Origin of the sequence: Pedobacter segetis, from assembly GCF_016623585.1 — a bacterium.
Taxonomy (GTDB): Bacteria; Bacteroidota; Bacteroidia; order Sphingobacteriales; family Sphingobacteriaceae; genus Pseudopedobacter; species Pseudopedobacter segetis.
In genome coordinates this window covers 125,027-142,473 of sequence record NZ_JAEHFY010000005.1, presented here as the reverse complement: position 1 = coordinate 142,473, position 17,447 = coordinate 125,027, and the positions used below count along the sequence as shown (strand labels likewise).

Annotated in this window: 13 protein-coding genes; 6 read left to right on the top strand and 7 right to left on the bottom strand. The window is 35.7% G+C overall.

The window, feature by feature from the left end; genetic code table 11:
• Positions 1-30: 30 nt before the first annotated feature.
• The 5 genes from I5M32_RS04765 to I5M32_RS04745 all read right to left on the bottom strand — a co-directional run bounded on the left by I5M32_RS04765 (position 31) and on the right by I5M32_RS04745 (position 9,564).
• Positions 31-1,497 carry a glycoside hydrolase family 30 protein gene (locus I5M32_RS04765; RefSeq protein ID WP_200585044.1) on the bottom strand — a complete coding sequence of 489 codons (1,467 nt, stop codon included), beginning with the start codon at positions 1,495-1,497 and terminating at the stop codon, positions 31-33.
• Positions 1,498-1,513: 16 nt separating this feature from the next.
• Positions 1,514-2,983, bottom strand: a complete 1,470-nt coding sequence (locus I5M32_RS04760) for a glycoside hydrolase family 30 protein (RefSeq protein ID WP_200585043.1) — start codon at positions 2,981-2,983, stop codon at positions 1,514-1,516.
• 48 nt (positions 2,984-3,031) lie between these two features.
• A complete protein-coding gene (locus tag I5M32_RS04755; RefSeq protein WP_200585042.1) occupies positions 3,032-4,417 on the bottom strand; it encodes a RagB/SusD family nutrient uptake outer membrane protein in 1,386 nt (461 codons plus the stop codon).
• A gap of 42 nt (positions 4,418-4,459) precedes the next feature.
• Positions 4,460-7,420, bottom strand: a complete 2,961-nt coding sequence (locus tag I5M32_RS04750; RefSeq protein ID WP_200585041.1) for a SusC/RagA family TonB-linked outer membrane protein — start codon at positions 7,418-7,420, stop codon at positions 4,460-4,462.
• Positions 7,421-7,683: 263 nt separating this feature from the next.
• Positions 7,684-9,564, bottom strand: a complete 1,881-nt coding sequence (locus I5M32_RS04745; RefSeq protein WP_200585040.1) for a 7TM diverse intracellular signaling domain-containing protein — start codon at positions 9,562-9,564, stop codon at positions 7,684-7,686.
• A 124-nt stretch (positions 9,565-9,688) separates the two neighbouring features.
• On the opposite strand from I5M32_RS04745, the gene I5M32_RS04740 reads away from it, so the two are divergent.
• The 4 genes from I5M32_RS04740 to I5M32_RS04725 are packed head-to-tail and all read left to right on the top strand — an operon-like array spanning position 9,689 to position 13,962.
• Positions 9,689-10,387, top strand: a complete 699-nt coding sequence (locus tag I5M32_RS04740) for an FkbM family methyltransferase (protein WP_200585039.1) — start codon at positions 9,689-9,691, stop codon at positions 10,385-10,387.
• Entirely contained in the window at positions 10,384-11,556 is a 1,173-nt protein-coding gene (locus tag I5M32_RS04735; protein WP_200585038.1) for a hypothetical protein, read from the top strand. The genes I5M32_RS04740 and I5M32_RS04735 overlap by 4 nt, the downstream gene beginning before the upstream one ends.
• A complete protein-coding gene (locus I5M32_RS04730) occupies positions 11,553-13,037 on the top strand; it encodes an oligosaccharide flippase family protein (protein WP_200585037.1) in 1,485 nt (494 codons plus the stop codon). The genes I5M32_RS04735 and I5M32_RS04730 overlap by 4 nt, the downstream gene beginning before the upstream one ends.
• A 4-nt stretch (positions 13,038-13,041) precedes the next feature.
• Positions 13,042-13,962, top strand: coding sequence for a glycosyltransferase family protein (locus tag I5M32_RS04725; RefSeq protein WP_200585036.1), 921 nt, complete (start codon positions 13,042-13,044; stop codon positions 13,960-13,962).
• On the opposite strand, the gene I5M32_RS04720 is transcribed toward I5M32_RS04725, so the two are convergent.
• Positions 13,945-14,691 (bottom strand): class I SAM-dependent methyltransferase, encoded by a 747-nt coding sequence (locus I5M32_RS04720; protein WP_200585035.1) that lies wholly within the window; start codon positions 14,689-14,691, stop codon positions 13,945-13,947. The genes I5M32_RS04725 and I5M32_RS04720 overlap by 18 nt on opposite strands.
• 8 nt (positions 14,692-14,699) lie before the next feature.
• Positions 14,700-15,194: a serine acetyltransferase gene (locus I5M32_RS16830; protein WP_200585034.1), complete on the bottom strand. Its 495-nt coding sequence runs from the start codon at positions 15,192-15,194 to the stop codon at positions 14,700-14,702.
• Between the two features lie 78 nt (positions 15,195-15,272).
• On the opposite strand from I5M32_RS16830, the gene I5M32_RS04710 reads away from it, so the two are divergent.
• Complete coding sequence (locus tag I5M32_RS04710) at positions 15,273-16,532, top strand: glycosyltransferase family 4 protein (protein WP_200585033.1); 1,260 nt, start codon at positions 15,273-15,275, stop codon at positions 16,530-16,532.
• Positions 16,529-17,281 carry a glycosyltransferase family 2 protein gene (locus I5M32_RS04705; protein WP_200585032.1) on the top strand — a complete coding sequence of 251 codons (753 nt, stop codon included), beginning with the start codon at positions 16,529-16,531 and terminating at the stop codon, positions 17,279-17,281. The genes I5M32_RS04710 and I5M32_RS04705 overlap by 4 nt, the downstream gene beginning before the upstream one ends.
• Positions 17,282-17,447 lie beyond the last annotated feature (166 nt).

Here is a 17,447-nt window from a genome sequence, read left to right as displayed (position 1 = left end):
GTTAATAATTATAGTTTCCTATTTTAAAATCTAGCTTTCTAAGATAAATGTGGATATAGAATGAGCTAGGCTCTTAGATTTAACGGCCTTAGCATCAATCATCAATTTAAAAGGGATGGTTTTACCCGTTGTGTTTAACACGATGGTAATGATCTTGCCATCAGGATTTAAAAACGAGGTCACTTCTAGATCATCGCGGTTTGCCGTAGATATGATTCTTTTAGCACCGGCCTTAATAAATTTAGAGAATTGCCCAATATAATAATAGGCATTGGTATATATCAGCTGCCCTGTTTGGGTATTGGCATGTACCGGGGCGAAGCAGAAATTACCCACATGGTTTGGCCCGCCGTTTTCATCCAATAAAATATTCCAGTCTGTCCACGCCTCTGTCCCATCGTTAAAATCATTGATCATAGAATGGCCGTATTTTTCTCCCAAGCTCCAGTTGTTGATACTATCAAGATTAAATTTCTCTTTACAGCCTTCTGTAAAGATCAAATGCTTATCAGGAAAAGCCTCATGTACTTTTTTAACGTTATTAAACTGCATTTTGCTTCCTGTCCAGGTCTCATACCAATGAAAACCGATGCCCCAAACATATTTGGCCGCTTCTTCATCGTTTAAAATAACGCTGGCTCTTTGGTATATTAAATCTCTGTTATGATCCCAAGCGATCAGTTTTTTATTTCCCAAATTATTTTTTTTGAGTGTTGGCCCTAAATAGTTTTTGATAAAATCTCTCTCATCTTCTGCGGTAAAAACGCAAGACTCCCATGTTTGCTTTGCCATAGGCTCGTTTTGTACAGATAGCCCCCAAACGGGAATTTTTATGCTTTCATAGGCATTTATAAATTTTACGTAATAATTTGCCCAAGCCTGCCTAAACCGAGGCAAAAGTTTACCGCCATTAAGCATACTCTTATTGGTTTTCATCCAGGCCGGAGGGCTCCACGGAGAAACAAAAAGATTTAATTTATTATCGGCGGCAGCCATTGCCTTTTTAATGAAAGGAATTTTAAACGCTTCATCATGTTTAATATCAAAAGATGCTAAAGTGCTGTCATTATCATTAACATAAGTGTAAGATCCGCTAGAAAAATCGCAGCTATTGATGTTTGTTCTCCCTATGGTATAGCCAATCCCTTTATCGGCATCAAAATAAGCGGTCAATAATTCTTGTTGTTTAACCTTCGGTAATTTTGCAAAGGTTTCTGCAGAAGCATCTGTAATTGCCCCACCAATACCTATAAAACTTTGAAACTGATGTTTGGGATCTACCAAAATGATTACTTCTCTTTCTAAGGGCTGTGCAGATGGTTCAAATTTTAGGTTTTCTGTTTTAGAAATTCTATAATTAGTGCTTTCTGCAGTAGTAAAAACCGTTGCTTTTTTAATATCAATCTTTTCGGTCTTTTTTTGAGCGCAACCGGTTATCAATAAAATGAATAATGACAGGGATAAAGACGATTTTATTTTGTTACTTGTTAAATACATTCTTCTTTGTTTTATTTTACCAAACGTAGGTTGCTACGCTACCAGGGTTTAAAGAACTTTGCATGGTTTTACCCATGTAATTCACGTTAAATTTTTGATTTTGAGAGCCATTGTTGGTTACGATCAACACTTTTTTCCCATCAGCATTTTTGAATGCAACAGATGGAAGATCATTGGTTGATGTAGAGGAGACCCTTACCGCCCCTGGCCTTACAAATTTTGAAGCATGGGCAATAATGTAGTAAGAAACGTTTTTGCTAACCGCTGATGATGAGCTGATTGTTAAAGCACCCAAGCAGGTGCTACAACCGCCAGGCGTATGCGGGCCAAGGTTGGGATCAGAGGCCAAATTCCATTCTAAAACATTTCTACTCCAGTTTCTGGGAGCACCAATTATTAAATTAGTGATGTGCCAGCTTAAATCACCATTAAAACTTCCTGTAATAGGGGTATATTGTTCTGTAAAATATAGGTTTTTATCAGGATAAGCATTATGTACTTGAGACAAAGCGGTAATGCTGCCGGCATACAAATGAAATGCGGCACCATCAACATATTTTGCGGCATCGGCATCTTGCAAAATGGTTAAAGGGTATTGTGGAACATCGGCATTATGATCGTAAACTATTATTTTGGTATTTAAACCCGCGGCCTGTAAAGCTGGGCCTAAATTATTTTTAATAAAATTTGCCTCCTCCGTAGCGGTCATTACCATGCTTGGGTTGTTATCGGGGTTTAAAGGCTCGTTTTGTGGCGTAATTGCTTCTATATTGATCCCCTCTGCCTTCATGGCGTTTAAATATTTCACAAAATATTGTGCATAAACAGCATAATATTCTGTTTTTAAAGATCCGCCTTTAGAGCTTTCGTTACTCTTCATCCAAGATGGGGCGGTCCATGGTGTAGCCATAATTTTTACCTGAGGGTTAATGGCCAATATCTTTTTAAGAATTGGGATAAGGTCTTGCCTATCAGGATTGATACTAAATTTTGCTAAACCTATATCTGTTTGGCTATTTGGTACATCATCATAAGTGAAAACATTTGCATTAAGATCAGAAGCTCCAACACTAATTCTCAAATAACTTACGCCTATTGAGTTATCAGTGGTAGAAAAAAGATTTTTTAAAGTCTCATCTTGAGTTTTATCGTCCAAACTGTTCAACAAATAGGCACTTCCCCCGGTTAAACTATAGCCAAAGCCATCTATACTTTGATAGGTTTGTGCAGAATCTATTGCAATTGTGGGGTAGTTTTTATCTTCTTGTTGATTAAAATTTAACGGAACAGACTGACGGCTAAACAAATTACCTTTATTCCCATCGGTTAACCAAAACTGCACCGTTGATGGCGTATTATCAACCGGAAGGGGTTGTGGTGGCCCAACAACTGGGGGCGTATTACTTTTTTTGCAGCTACAGCTACAGAAAATCCCCAAAAAAAGTACGGCTATCAGTTTGATGTTTTTATTAGTTAATTTATTCATTTGTAGATTTTTAAATAAAAGCCAGCCTAAACTGGCTTTTAAAAGTTTTTAATTATATCCGGGGTTTTGTTTAAGGTTAGGGTTTTTATCGATCTGGTTTTGAGGGATCGGAAACAGTAATCTATCGTTATTGATCGGGTATTTTCCTTGGAGGGTACTAATGGCTTTCCCTGTTCTTAAAAGATCAAACCAGCGATGGCCTTCAAAAGCTAATTCAACCCTTCTTTCTTTAGCAATTGCAACCCTTAAACTTTCTTGCGTTGGGTAATCTAATAGGGTTTTTGAGACTAAAAGCCCTGCTCTAGTTCTAATTTGATTTAAAATACTCAATGCTTCTAGATTTGGATAGCTAATTTCATTTAAAGCTTCTGCTCTCATCAATAAAACATCGGCATATCTTAAAACGGGTACGTTTGTTGGCGCTGCAAAACCCGCTGCGTTTCTATATTTATAAACATGGGGGAAATTTTTGCCGTAGTATTGGTCAGCAAAGATGATAGAGGCTGCTTTTCTTTGGTCATTTGGCTCATAAGCCGCAATCATATCTTCTGTGGGCGTACTAAATTTTAAGAATTCATAGGTTGCTAATGGGAAAGGCAAAAATAGATCCGGCATAACATTACCCTCGTTACCTCCGGTAAATTGCACTTCAAATAAAGATTCTGATGTGTTTTTACCAGACCATAAAGCATCATAATTACCAACAAGGCTGTATTTGTTTAAGCCCATAACCTGTCCGCATAAATCCGCGGCTTGTTGCCAATTTTTATTGGTAAGATTTACTTTGGCCAAAATACCTTCTGCCGCTCCTTTTGTAGCTCTGCCAGTTTCATTGTCTTTTGGCAGATCGGTAACGGCATCTGTTAAATCTTTTGTAATTTGAGCGTAGATATCAGAAATCTCGCTGTTACCTTTATTGATGCTTTCTGGTTTGGTATCCTTAATTTGATTTACGATCAAAGGAACCCTGCCCCAGATCCTAACCAGGTTAAAATAGTCTAGCGCTCTTAAAAACTTGGCCTCTGCAATGATCTCTTTTTTTCTATTGCCTTGAAAAACTTTGTTATCCATGGTAGAAACATTATCGATCACGTCATTACATCTGGCAACGGCTTGATACATCTGATTCCAATCTCTTGAGATGTTTGCATTGTTTGGATCTGTTTTAAATTCATCCATTTGGATGTTCGCAGGATTATCACCACCGGCATAAGCATTGTCTGATGTTACGTCTCCGTAGGTCTCTATATCAAAACCATAATAAGCATCTGGCTGAAGGGCATCATAACAACCAATTAAACCAGATTCTGCATCTGAAGCAACCTGATAAAAGTTGGCGCCTGTTATTTCTGATTCTGGTTTGATGTCCAGAAATTTTTTACATCCTGTTAGTGCGGTTGCTGCAGCAAGGATTATTATTAAATATTTTTTCATGATTTATATTTTATTGAAGCATTTATAACTGATGAATTTTAATTAAAACTTAGCGTTTAAACCAAAAACCAAGGTTCTTACTTGTGGATAAGTGCCATAATCAATTCCTAAAGCAAAGGGGTTCGCACCTTCTCTACTCACTTCTGGGTCATATCCTTTATAGTTAGAAATAGTTAACAAATTTCTTCCACTTATGTAAATTCTGGCTGATTTTAGAACCGATTGTTTCTTTAGAACACTTGTTAAATTATAGCCAAATGTTAAGTCTCTCAATTTTAAGAAAGAACCATCTTCTAAGAAACGAGTAGAGTTTCTTAAAGAGTTTTGATTTGGATCGCCAAAAGCCGCCCTTGGAATATCTGTGATTTGGCCAGGGGTGGTCCATCTATTTAAAACTGCAGTTGATGCGTTTTTAGGACCAGACATTCCTTCGGTTTCAATCCGCGAAGCATTGTAAACATCGTTGCCATAAACACCTTGAAATAAGAATGATAGATCAAAACCAAAGGCAGAGAAACGGTTGGTTATACCCCCTTGAAATTTAGGGTTTGGATTGCCGATGATGGTTCTATCAGCATCAGTGATTTTGTTATCTTTGTTTAGGTCCCTGTATTTGATGTTTCCCGTTGCAGGATCAACACCATCAGATATGTACCCATAAAACGAACTAATTGGCTGCCCCTCTTCTGTAATGGTTGAGTTGCCATTATCGCCAACACCGCCCGCCATAATGCTTTGCCCCAAAATGTTTAATACTTTATTTCTGTTTAAAGAAAACTCAACATCTGTTTGCCAAGTAAAATTCTTATGAGAGTAGTTGATGGTATTTAAACTAAACTCTAAACCTTTGTTCTCTAAACTTCCAACGTTTTGGGTAATAGAGCCATAACCTGTTTGGGAGGGAAGCGGCCTATTAACCAAAGCATCTGTGGTTTTTCTGTAATAAGCATCGGCAGATAAACTAATTCTGTTGTTAAAAAGAGAAATATCTAAACCTAAGTTGTTAGTGGTGTTTACCTCCCATTTTAGATCGTTGTTTGCAATGCTTGTAGAAATTGATCCGGGTTGGGTATTGCCATTGATTGGGTAATTGTAGCCTACGCCGTACCTGGCCAAATAACTAAAATCTCCAATGCCTGTAGAGTTTCCGTTACTGCCTATGCCATAACGTAGTTTTAAGCTGCTTAACCAGCTCACGTTTTTTAAGAAATCTTCTTCAGAAATTAACCATCCTACAGATGCCGCAGGGAAATATCCATATTTTTGATTTGGCCCAAACCTTGATGAGCCATCTGCCCTAAATGATCCTGTAACGGTATATTTATCGTTATAAGTGTAAATAACCCTTGCTAGATAAGAAAGATAAGCCCAGCCAGAATTATTACTGCTTGCATCTATTTTTTGTGATGCCCCGTTTACTGTTTTTATTGATCCATTAGCAAAGTTTTTGCCAGATAAAAAGGTGCCGGTATAGTTAGATTTTCTAAATGTTACCCCTCCAATGGCATCTAAACTGTGCTTTTTGTTAAATGTGTGGTTATAAGAAAGAATATTCTCGTTTTGCCAGATCACCTCATTGTTAGAACCCGCACTTGCAAAGCCTTTTAACGCCCTACCGTTCCCGGTGGTAAAAGGATCAATAAAGCTATCGCTTCTGTTATCATTGGCCTCAACGCCAAATGTTGATCTTATTTTTAGGTCTGCAGGCAGTTGGTACTCTGCATAAACGTTACCTAATATTTTGTTTGTGAACGATGTATTGTCTGCTCCTCTGGTAATTGCAACAGGGTTTTCTAATGCTTGATAAGGATTTTGCGGATAAGTGCCATCTGCGTTTTGAACCGGGATGGTTGGCGGAGTTGACAATGCAGAAAGAACCACGCCCGCTTGGTTTACCCTATTATTGTCTGCAACATCTACAGAATTGACCCTAGATATAGCAAAATTACTACCTACCTTTAATTTAGGGTAAAGGTTTGCACTTTGGTTAAACCTAATGCTGTAACGGCCGAAACTTGCTGGTGCTAATGTGCCGTCTTCGGCATTCCAACCGCCAGATAGGTAATATTTATATTTTTCGCTACCACCCGTGGCAGATAGCTGATAATTCTGTTGTGCGCCCCTTCTGTAAATTTCATCTTGCCAATTGGTGTTATATGGTAGGTTGCTTACGTCGGTTATAAAAGGTGCCTGGCCAACATTTGTTCTTTCTTCGTTAATTAACGTTGCAAATTGTTTTGCGTTTAAAACATCGAGTTTTTTGGTTACGTTTTGAAAACCGTAATAACTTTCTACGCTTATTTGGGTTTTGTTGGCAGAGCCAGATTTTGTAGTAATTAAAACCACCCCATTTGCACCGTTTGCCCCATAAATAGCCGTGGCAGAAGCATCTTTTAAAATAGTAATGTTTTCAATATCGTTTGGGTTAATACCATCGTTTGATAATAATTGAACACCATCAACCACGTAAAGCGGATCGTTGGAGCCATTTAAAGAACCATAACCCCTTACTCTTAAATTAAGCCCTGCGCCAGGTTTGCCGGATGGTTGTATAACCGTTACACCTGCGGCCCTACCTTGTATAGCTTGTTGCAAACTGGTAATGGGCCTGTCTTCAATGCTTTTGGCCGATACTTCTGAGGTTGCATAGTTTAAGTTTTTACGCTTAACAGAGCCATAACCAATTACTACAACTTCGTCTAGTTTAGAAATGTCTTCTTTTAAAGTAACGTTTAAGGTTGTTTTCTCCCCTATGTTTATCTCCTGGGAAGAGAAGCCGAGAAAGGAAAATACAAGTGTGCTGTTTTTAGGAGCATTTAAACTGTATTCGCCGTTTACGTTAGAGGTGGTGCCTATTTGCGAGTTTTTGATTAAGATGGTTACCCCCGGTAAGGGTAAGCCTTTCTCATCTTTTACTACCCCGCTAATTCTGGCGTTAGTTTGGGCGTGGCCATAAGATATGGCCATACACAAGAAGATAAAAATTGTCAAAATTCTTTTCATACTTTTTGTAATTTGAATGGAATAAGATTAATAAATTGGTTGTTCAAAAGTAGGTACGATGGGTACTTGCTCAAAAAAATAAATTTATGAAAACAAGCAATTCGTATCGATTTTATAAATTTTGATACGTTTTAAGACCTTTTTAAATTAGCGTTTAAATACGCAAAGACACGATTTTTTATTTTGAGGGGTTTTTATTTTAAAAAAATTGATACGCTTTAAAACCCCTGATGGTTTGGGCGGCAAAACAGCAAGTTTTTTAATCATTTGTTGTTGATCAATAGCAATGAACTCCAACTATCAACGTTAAAAGTTCCGTTTTTAACCTTCAGATCAATGAGTTTGTTTATTTTGTTTCCATAGGTCCAGCAGGTGCTTTGCCTTATGTGTAAGATTTTAGATAGTTTATGCGAAGATATTTGGCCGCGATGGGTATATAACAAGAACAGTAAATAAAAACCTTTATTAATTGGAATACGACTGTTTTGAAACAATGTGCCATTAGTTACAGATTCATCATAATCGCAATTGCAGCACCTCCTGCTATGGGGTTGGTGGCCTTGGAAATAATTTTCTGAACTACATTTTCTACATTGAAATTTATTTTTCCATTTTAACTCTGCCAAATAACTATAACAGCTTTCTTTATCGGGATAAATCCTGCTAAAATCCTCAAAATTAACTTCGTTAGACATTACCCTAGCTCTTGTTACCACATCTACATCATGCTGTAATACGGTATTATCCTGTTCTAGCAATTTGTTGATCCTGATGATCTCATCGGCTTGTTGCTTCATTAAACGATTTGCGCCAACAAGCTCTTTGTTTTGTTGTATAATTAAAGCCGATTTCTCATAAACTTCTTTGGTACGCTCGTTAACTTTAACCTCCAATTCTTTGTTAAGGTTGTCTTTTAGCTTTTCATTTATCCTATACTGGTCTATGATCCGCTTTTGTGCTTTTTCTTTTTTTAGTTTTAAAATCCTAACGTTATCCCCGATAGAGAACGACAAGAAGAACATCTCTAATATAAAACTGATGCTTAGGCTATAATAAGCAAAGGCATCAAAATTTAGCCAAGAGACCCCAAGAGTGATCAAAAACTTGATGGTAAAACCAATAAACAAGAAACTATATCCCAAAACAAAGAAACGGGCCGGTTTATAGCCCTTTCTTAGCACAACAATACCTGCGATATAAGAAATTGTTAAGGGGATAAACTCTATGAATTTATAATTGAACCAAGAATGGTTAAACAGTAAGCAGGCAAGAAAAAACAAAGATCTTACACAGATAAATAAAATAATCAGCCGATCAAAAAAGGGGGCTTTAACTTTAACGTGGAGAAGTTTTTTAGCAAATAGAACCGCAAAAATACTAGTAAAATACAGAGCTACCCCATAGGCATATTGGTTCCATTGTGGCGAGTTTGGCCATAAGTATTGATAGGCCAGGCCATCGCTACAAATTTCATAAAGACCAACGCTAAGATTATAAAGTACATAATACAAGTATTGTATGCGCCTTACGGCCAAAAACATCACTAAATTATAGAAACTAAAGATCAAGATCATGCCATAAAAAAGCCCGAAAATGAAGTATTCGTTTAAGGCATAATGAACAAACCAACCAACCGATCTAAGCACAATGATCACATCGGCTACCTGATCAGATTTTATCTTTACATAAACGGTTTGGTTTTTTAGGGTCTTAGAGATCTTAAACTCAAAATTTTTATGCGCAAAAGGCCTATCGAAGTATCTTTTATCGTCGCCACTTACATAAACAGAATAAGAACCGCTTTCATTAGGGATGTAAACAGAAAGCTGATCTATGGTTTGATCAAAAAACTCTAAGATCCAATCGTTTTTGCTTTTTCCGTTGCTGGTTATATTTATTTTATACCAATAAGTAGATCTTAGGTTATAATTTTGAGGAGTGCTCTTTGGGTTTTTTTTAAAGAGAGATTTACTTTTTAGTACCTGTTTAAAATCTAATCGGTTGCTAGTGTCTTCTAAAATAGAAATTTCATCAAAGGTGAAAATATGTTGTTCTTCCTTATCGTTGATGCTTACCGGTTTCTGTGCCTTTAAACCCAAAGGCATCAAAAAAAAGAACATATTTAGATAGAAGAGATATTTCAATTTTATGATAAAGAATAAATTAGGTTGTGCACTAAAAGATTAAAATTATCAAAATTTTTACAAATTGATTCATAAGCTTTATATAATTACCCCTTAAATCTCTAGTTTTGAGAAAATTTCAAAAATGATAAAACTGATCCAAGATATATTTTATAAAATGGGCATCATCATAAAATTGGTACGCCCAGAAAACAATAAATGGTTGCAGAAAAGAAACCTAGGCTATGTTTTGGATATTGGCGCAAACACGGGCCAGTACGCCAACCTTATCCATAAAATTTTGCCAAACGCAAAAATCATATCTTTTGAACCTATCAAGGGTTGTTACGAACAATTAGTTGAAAACACAAAAGGTATAAACGTAAAGGCAATAAATTGTGCCATAGGCGATGTAAACGAACAACAAGAAATAAATATTAGCGCACACACGCCAAGCTCTTCTTTGCTGCCAATGGCCAATTTACATACCGAGGTTTTTGCCGGGACGGATTATGTAAAAAAAGAAACCATTACCGTAAAAAGGTTAGATGACGTTTTTCCGCAACTAAAAATTAACGGAAAGTTTATGGTAAAGGTAGATGTACAAGGTTTTGAGGACAGGGTGATAAAAGGCGGGATTGAAACGCTTAAAAAAGCGGATAGCATTTTGATCGAGACTTCTTTTGAAGAACTTTATAAAGATCAATTGCTGTTTGATGGTATTTACCAATTGCTAATTAATATAGGCTACGCTTTTCAAGGGAATTATACCCAAACTTTTAATAAAGAAGACGGCAGGATTTTATACGCAGAGTCTTTCTTTGTAAATACCGCAAAAAATTGAAGATTGGGATTATAGAAATATGCGAACCCAATCACTACACAGCGGTTGAAGCTTTAGCCATTACTTATGCCCAAAACAACTTAAACCAGATAACCGTTTTTACATTAAGCGATTTAAAAATATCTTTTCCTTTCCCTCAAGAAAACATAAAAACCGAATTAAATAAGCAGAATGAGACAGTTTTAGCTTATCTAAAAAGAATTGCTGCCTTAGATTTCGATGTAATCCATATCAATACCATCTCTAGCTATTACAAAGAATTTTCTTGTATAGATTGGCAAAGCAAAACCGTTTTAACCATTCATAATATAGAGACGTTTTTTGATAATCCCCTTAAAAAACAAGTAGAATTGTTAAAGTTTAGGCTAAAAAAAGCATCGTTAGCTAAATTAAAAACAACTGTTTATTTACCCATCAAATACTTTATTAAAGAGAAAAAAAGACAACGCTACAGGGATATTGTTGTAGAGAAAGCAAAAGCCAAAGGCGATAAGATTTTAGTGTACGGTAATACCCAAAAAGAATATTTACAGCGATATTTAAAAGCCGCAAACATCATCGTTTTTCCTTTTTGCATCCATCAAACACCTCAAGATTTATCATTAAACAACAAAGAATTAAGGGTTTGCATCCCTGGCTCGGTAGATGACCATCGAAGGGATTATGATGGATTACTTGAAGGTTTAAAAGAAAACGCTACCTTTTTTAAAGGTAAAATCATGATTGATTTATTGGGGTATATCCCCAAAAACAACCAATATTTAATCCCTAAGATCAAAGAGTTACAAAATTTAGGTTTGCTTTTTCGGTATCAAAAAGATTTTATCCAAACCAATGAGTTTGAAAACCGCTTAAACAGTTGCGATATTATTTTAGGAAACTTAAAACCAAGTTTGGACAACCAAAGTAAATACGGCCAAACCAAAGAAACTGGCGTGATCTTTAACATGATCAAAGCCGCAAAACCGGGGATTTTTCCTAACAGTTACCCAATCCCAAATGATTTAAAAACAATATGTTTATCTTATCAGGATAACGCCTTGATCGTTTTAAAACAATTGATAGAAAACCCTTCTTTACTGGTTTCTTTAAAAGAAAAAGCGAAATTGGCGGTTAAAGTTTACGAGCCAAAAAATTTGTACCCAAAATTGATACAGGATTTAAAATGAACTTATTAAAAAAGCAAGGTTTTTTTAACAGCATTACCCTTTATATTGGTACTGCTTTGGGCTTTTTTAATTTGATTATTCTTTTCCAGAGGGTTTTAACGCCAGAGCAAATCGGTTTTTTCGGGTTGATAACATCTGTTTCTTTACTTTACACACAAATTGCAGCCATCGGTTTTAGCAGTGCAATTACACGTTATTTCCCTTTTTTTAAAACCGATGATAAAAAGCACAATGGTTTTCCGCTGTATGTTTTTAAGGTAACATTGATAGGTTTTTTAGTGGTAAGTATATTCTATATTTTCGGGAAAGAATTTATCCAATCTTTTAAAAAAGACAATAGAGGCTCTTCATTATTTTATCAATATTATTATTACATCGTTCCGGTTGCCCTGTTTACGCTTTGGTATAATTTGGCAGAAACATTTGCCCGCACAACTTTCCATAATATCTTACCCTCATTTTTAAGGGAGGTTCTGCTTAAGGTATTGACAGGTTTGGCGGTAGTTCTGGTTTATTTCAACTTTATAAATTATACCCAATTTGTTTATTGGTACGTTTTGGCAAACGGAATTATCCTTTTGCTGCTGCTCACCTATCTCAAAAAACTAGATTTGATCCGTTTCAATAAAGTGTCTGAAAAAGTAAGAACCCTATCGCCAGAAATGCTGCGATACGGATTTTATGCCATGCTGGCCGGCGGTTCTTTTGCCATGATACAAAACATAGATACACTTTTATTGAAAGTTTTTTCTAGCGAAGCCATGGTGGGTTATTATGTTACCTTTTTTGGTATGGCTTTGGTCATCAATCTTCCGGCAAAAGCTTTAAATACAACTTCTTATCAAATAATTGCAGATGCTTGGAAAACAGATGATTTAGCAAAAATCAACAAAATATACCATAAAACTTCTTTAGTGCAATTCTTGTTAGGCTGTTTGTTATTGATAGGCTTGATCGCCAATTGGCAAAACATTTTATTCCTCCTAAAAAAGCCAGAATACGTTAACTATTACGATGTTTTTATCGTTTTAGGCTTAGGGTTTTTGTTCGATATTACAGGCGGATTAAACGGTGCAATTATCAGTTTTTCTAAAAATTACAAGCTAACCATGTATATCCTAATGGCCGCTGCTTTAATCTGTATCGGGCTAAACGTATTGTTGATCCCAAAATTTGGGATGTTGGGTGCTGCGATCTCTTACTCTGCAACCATGTTGCTCTTAAATTTTTCTTATTGGAGTTTCCTCGCTTTCCGCTATAGATTGCAACCTTTTAATGTCCAATTTATAAAACTGATCATCATTTCAATGGTGGTTTTATGCGCTGGTTTGGCATTGCCTTATCGCCATAATTTCTTTATCGATGTTCCGATCCGTTCTTTTTTGATGTTGTTTTTTTATACTGTTTTGATCTATTATTTTAAAATATCTAGTGATATAAATGAGTTTATAAATCAGATCATCAACAAATTTAAACGCTAAAATTATGCAAAACCTAGCGCCAATTGCCCTTTTTGTTTATAACCGGCCAGAGCACACCCGCCGTACTTTAAAGTTTCTGCAGGCCAACCAACTGGCAGAAGATTCTAGGCTGTACATTTTTGCCGATGCCGCAAAAACCGATGCCGAGGAAGAAAATGTGCGGTTGGTAAACGAGGTTGTTTCTAATATCGATGGTTTTAAATCGGTAAGGGTGGTAAGGGCAAAAAAAAACTTGGGTTTGGCAAATTCCATTATCAACGGTGTTAAAGAATTGGTAAATACCTACGGCAAGGTAATTGTTTTTGAAGACGATTTGTTAAGCTCGCCTTTCACTTTAGAATATTTTAACGAAGCCTTGGATAAATATCAAGAACAAGAAAAAGTGATGCACATAGGTGCTTATATGTATCCTTTGGCTTTCGCCGATGATTTGCCAGAAACATTTTTTTACCGGGCCGTACATAGTTGGGGATGGGCAACTTGGAAAAGGGCCTGGGACAAGTTTAACCCCAATATTGATGAATTAATGGCCCGGTTTGATGAAGAAAAAAAGTTTGCTTTTTCTATAGAACATAAAATGAATTTTTGGAAACAAATGGAAGGTTTTAAGGTGGGTAAAAATAATTCGTGGGCTATTAGATGGTACGCCTCTGTATTTTTAAATAACGGCTTAAGCTTAAACCCAACGCATTCTTTGATCAACAACATTGGGCATGATGGTACAGGTACACACTCTAATATAGAAAAAATGTACCAAGTAAATATTTCCCAAAAACCTATCAAACAATTCCCTACCGTAATTGAAGAAAACCCTATTGCTTACCAAATGATCAGAAATTTCTTGGCGAAAAGAAAGGGGAATATTTTTGAAAGGTTGCTGAGGTTTATTAAGCAAAAAATAAAAACCCTACCTCCTAGCCTCTAAAACTATATAAGGCGACAATAATTTGCTTTCTTTTTTGATTGTTTTAGAAACTATTTTCCCCGCTAACCAAATCGTTTTTACTATGGCTTTATCCATGGCTGGTTTAGATGCTTTGTTTTCTAACCAAGTACTAAAACCGCCTGTATAATAAGTTTTTACTTCTTTTAAACCCAATTCTTCTGCAACTGATTTTAAAAGATTTAAGTCCATACAATTGATGTTGTGCTTATCATAATTGTATTTATCAAATTTCTTTTGTACCCAACCGTTAACGCCCTTAAAATTTGGAAGCGTGATAAACAAAGTACCGTTGTTGTTTAAAAACATCAAATGTTTTTCTATAATGTCTTTTGTGTTCTCAAAATGTTCTATCAAGCCAAAAGAGCTTACCAGATCATATTTTTCTTTAGGTTGATAGGTAAATAAATCTGCTTCGATAATCTCTATATCCTCAGTTTTAAGATCATTAAAAACCAACAGTTCATCTATAATTTTTTGATGGATGAAATAATCAAAAAGCGTAACTTTTAAATCGAAATATCTTTTTAAGAAAGTAGAGTAATAGCCCGGGAAACCACCCAATTCGATAGCTGTTTTAAGGTTTCTTTCTTTGATGAGTTTGCCCAAAATGGCACTAAATGTATAATCTGGTTTTACCTTAAAAATCAATCCTTTTTTAGATTCCCAAAAGTTTTTCCAAAAAGTACGGTCGGTTAAATTATTGCTCATTTAAAGTCTCAAATTATTCTTGCTGGGTTTCCTACTACCGTACAATTATCAGGAATATCCTTTATAACCACCGCTCCAGCACCTATCTTCACATTGTTCCCAATTTTCACGTTGCCAATTATACAAACGTTTGCGCCAATATCTACACGGTTTCCAATTTTTGGGCAGGCACTAAAAGTACCATCTTTTAAAATTTTATGGCCAATGGTGGTAGAGTTTCTTAAGATGCAATCATCACCAAAAACAACGCCTTGGTTTACCACCAAAGCCTGCCCATGATAAATTACCAATCCTTTGCCCGCTCTTGTTTTCCTTGGTAATTCTATACCCAAAAACCACTCTATAAAAACATGGTAAAAGGCTAAATAAATACATAATAAAACAGCTATTAAAATATGCCTATTGGCCAATTGCGCAAACCTGAACATGAAAAGGATAATTTGCCCTTTTAAATTCCCTTTATTCTTTTTTTGATCCTGAAATAAAGAAGAAATAACGTTCATGGGTTAAATATTGATGGCATTTTTAATAATTTGCAAGATATTAATAAATCTAAATTTAGTTTTGCAAAAAATCAATTAATGAAAGTTTGCCTAATCAATACCGCTGATCATGGCGGCGGCGCTCCCGTTGCCTGCAAAAGGTTATTGCAAGCCCTTAAACCAAAAGTTGATGTTGATTTATTGGTGCAAAATAAAAGATCTGAAGATTTACAGATTTTTTCTACCATCCACAATCAGATGGGTTTGCTTAAGGCCGAGCTTAATTTTTATTTAGAAAGATTGCCTTTCATCGCTTTTCAAGAAGCGGATAAAACGGTAAGGTTCGCATTTTCTACAGCCAATACAGGTACAGATATTTCACAAAACAAGCATATACAATTAGCACAAATACTTCATTTTCATTGGATAAACCAAGGCTTTTTATCGTTAAAAAACATCAAGAGTTTATTAGGGTTAAATAAGCCCGTAGTTTGGACCTTGCATGATATGTGGACTTTTACCGGCGGGTGCCATTATGCAGGGGTTTGCGATCATTTTTTAAATGAATGTGGGAATTGCCAGTTTTTGAGAACCCCACAAGAACATGATATTTCTAGAAAAGGCTGGCTTAAAAAGAAAGAAATCTATAAGCAAAATAGAAATTTGGTTTTTGTGGCTTGCAGCCAATGGTTGGCAAATGTTGCCAAAAGCAGTTCTTTGCTCAAAAACTTTAGGGTTATAGCAATCCCAAATCCTATAAAAACAGCAATCTATAAACCTTTAAACCAAGCATCGTTAAGAAAAAAATGGAATATCGAAACAGAAAAAAAAATTATCCTTTTTGGTGCGGCAAATATCAATGATAAAAGAAAAGGCTTGGTTTATTTGATGGAAGCTTTATCCATATTAAAAGAAAAAAATCCAGCTGCAAATATTCAATTTTTACTTTTTGGGAAAAATAAAACTTTGTCTGTAAACCAATTTCCTTTCCCTGCTAAGAGTTTTTCTATCATTAACAATGAGCAGCAATTGGTAGAGATTTATAACCTGGCAGATGTTTTTGTGTTGCCTTCGCTAGAAGATAATTTGCCAAATATGGTAATGGAAGCTTTGTCTTGCGCAATTCCTGTGGTCGCTTTTGATCAAGGCGGCATCCCAGAAATGATAGATCATCAAAAAAATGGCTACATCGCCAAATACAGATCCTCAGAAGATTTAGCAAACGGGATCGGTTGGGTATTAGATCATCCGAATGATGATTTAAAAAATAACGCCCGTGAGAAAGTTCTAAATTCTTATAGTGAAGAAATAGTTGCAGAAAAATATTTGGCCCTTTACCGATCATTAACATCATCATGAAAAAACCGCTTTTATCTGTTATTACGGTAGTTTTTAACAATGTAAAACACATTGAGCGGACCATAAAATCTGTAGCCCAACAAACTTATCCTAATATAGAATACCTTATTATTGATGGAAAATCTACCGACGGCACTTTAGCGATCATCGAAAAATATAAAGAAAACATAGATATAGTACTTTCTGAACCTGATAAAGGGATTTACGATGCCATGAACAAGGGATTAAAATTGGCCAAAGGCGATTATATTTTGTTTATGAATTCTGGAGATGAAATTTATGACAAAAATACGGTTGCAACCATTTTTAAAGATCAAGCTTTCGCCGATATTTACTATGGCGAGACAGAGATGATCGATGAGGATTTGATAAACCAAGGGCAAAGAAGGCATAAAGCACCAGAGAGATTGGATTTAAACAGTTTTAGGTTTGGGATGAGCGTGAGCCACCAAGCTATCTATATCAAAAAATCTATCACTAAATTTTACGACCCACAATATCAGTTAAGTGCAGATATTGATTGGATCTTGGACGCTATTTCTAAAGCCAAAACCATAATGAACACTAAAATGTACGTGGCTAAATATTTAATTGGCGGGATGTCTAAAAAACGCCAAAGGCAAAGCTTGTTAGAACGTTACCAAATTTTTAAAAAGTATTACGGGTTTTTTCCTAACCTTTTTAACCATGTTATAATCGCATTTAAATTGGCTTTTTATTATCTAAAAAAAGGAAAAACTAATGATTAGGTTTTCTGGCGGAAGATTTTAGGCAAAAGACTTATAACGGATTGGGACTTTGCGAAGGGAGGGTGTTCTTAGCACTTCAGTTCAAACAAAGAACAGATGTTGAACCTTGCACAAACGTTCAATCGAAGCTTTTCAGCCAAGTTATTGGCAATACCTTGTTATTGGC

Coding starts and splice junctions, on each gene's coding strand:
- I5M32_RS04720 (WP_200585035.1), bottom strand. CDS start 14,691: ATGAGCAATAATTTAACCGACCGTACTTTTTGGAAAAACTTTTGGGAA.
- I5M32_RS16830 (WP_200585034.1), bottom strand. CDS start 15,194: ATGAACGTTATTTCTTCTTTATTTCAGGATCAAAAAAAGAATAAAGGG.
- I5M32_RS04725 (WP_200585036.1), top strand. CDS start 13,042: ATGCAAAACCTAGCGCCAATTGCCCTTTTTGTTTATAACCGGCCAGAG.
- I5M32_RS04705 (WP_200585032.1), top strand. CDS start 16,529: ATGAAAAAACCGCTTTTATCTGTTATTACGGTAGTTTTTAACAATGTA.
- I5M32_RS04760 (WP_200585043.1), bottom strand. CDS start 2,983: ATGAATAAATTAACTAATAAAAACATCAAACTGATAGCCGTACTTTTT.
- I5M32_RS04730 (WP_200585037.1), top strand. CDS start 11,553: ATGAACTTATTAAAAAAGCAAGGTTTTTTTAACAGCATTACCCTTTAT.
- I5M32_RS04750 (WP_200585041.1), bottom strand. CDS start 7,420: ATGAAAAGAATTTTGACAATTTTTATCTTCTTGTGTATGGCCATATCT.
- I5M32_RS04740 (WP_200585039.1), top strand. CDS start 9,689: ATGATAAAACTGATCCAAGATATATTTTATAAAATGGGCATCATCATA.
- I5M32_RS04710 (WP_200585033.1), top strand. CDS start 15,273: ATGAAAGTTTGCCTAATCAATACCGCTGATCATGGCGGCGGCGCTCCC.
- I5M32_RS04755 (WP_200585042.1), bottom strand. CDS start 4,417: ATGAAAAAATATTTAATAATAATCCTTGCTGCAGCAACCGCACTAACA.
- I5M32_RS04765 (WP_200585044.1), bottom strand. CDS start 1,497: ATGTATTTAACAAGTAACAAAATAAAATCGTCTTTATCCCTGTCATTA.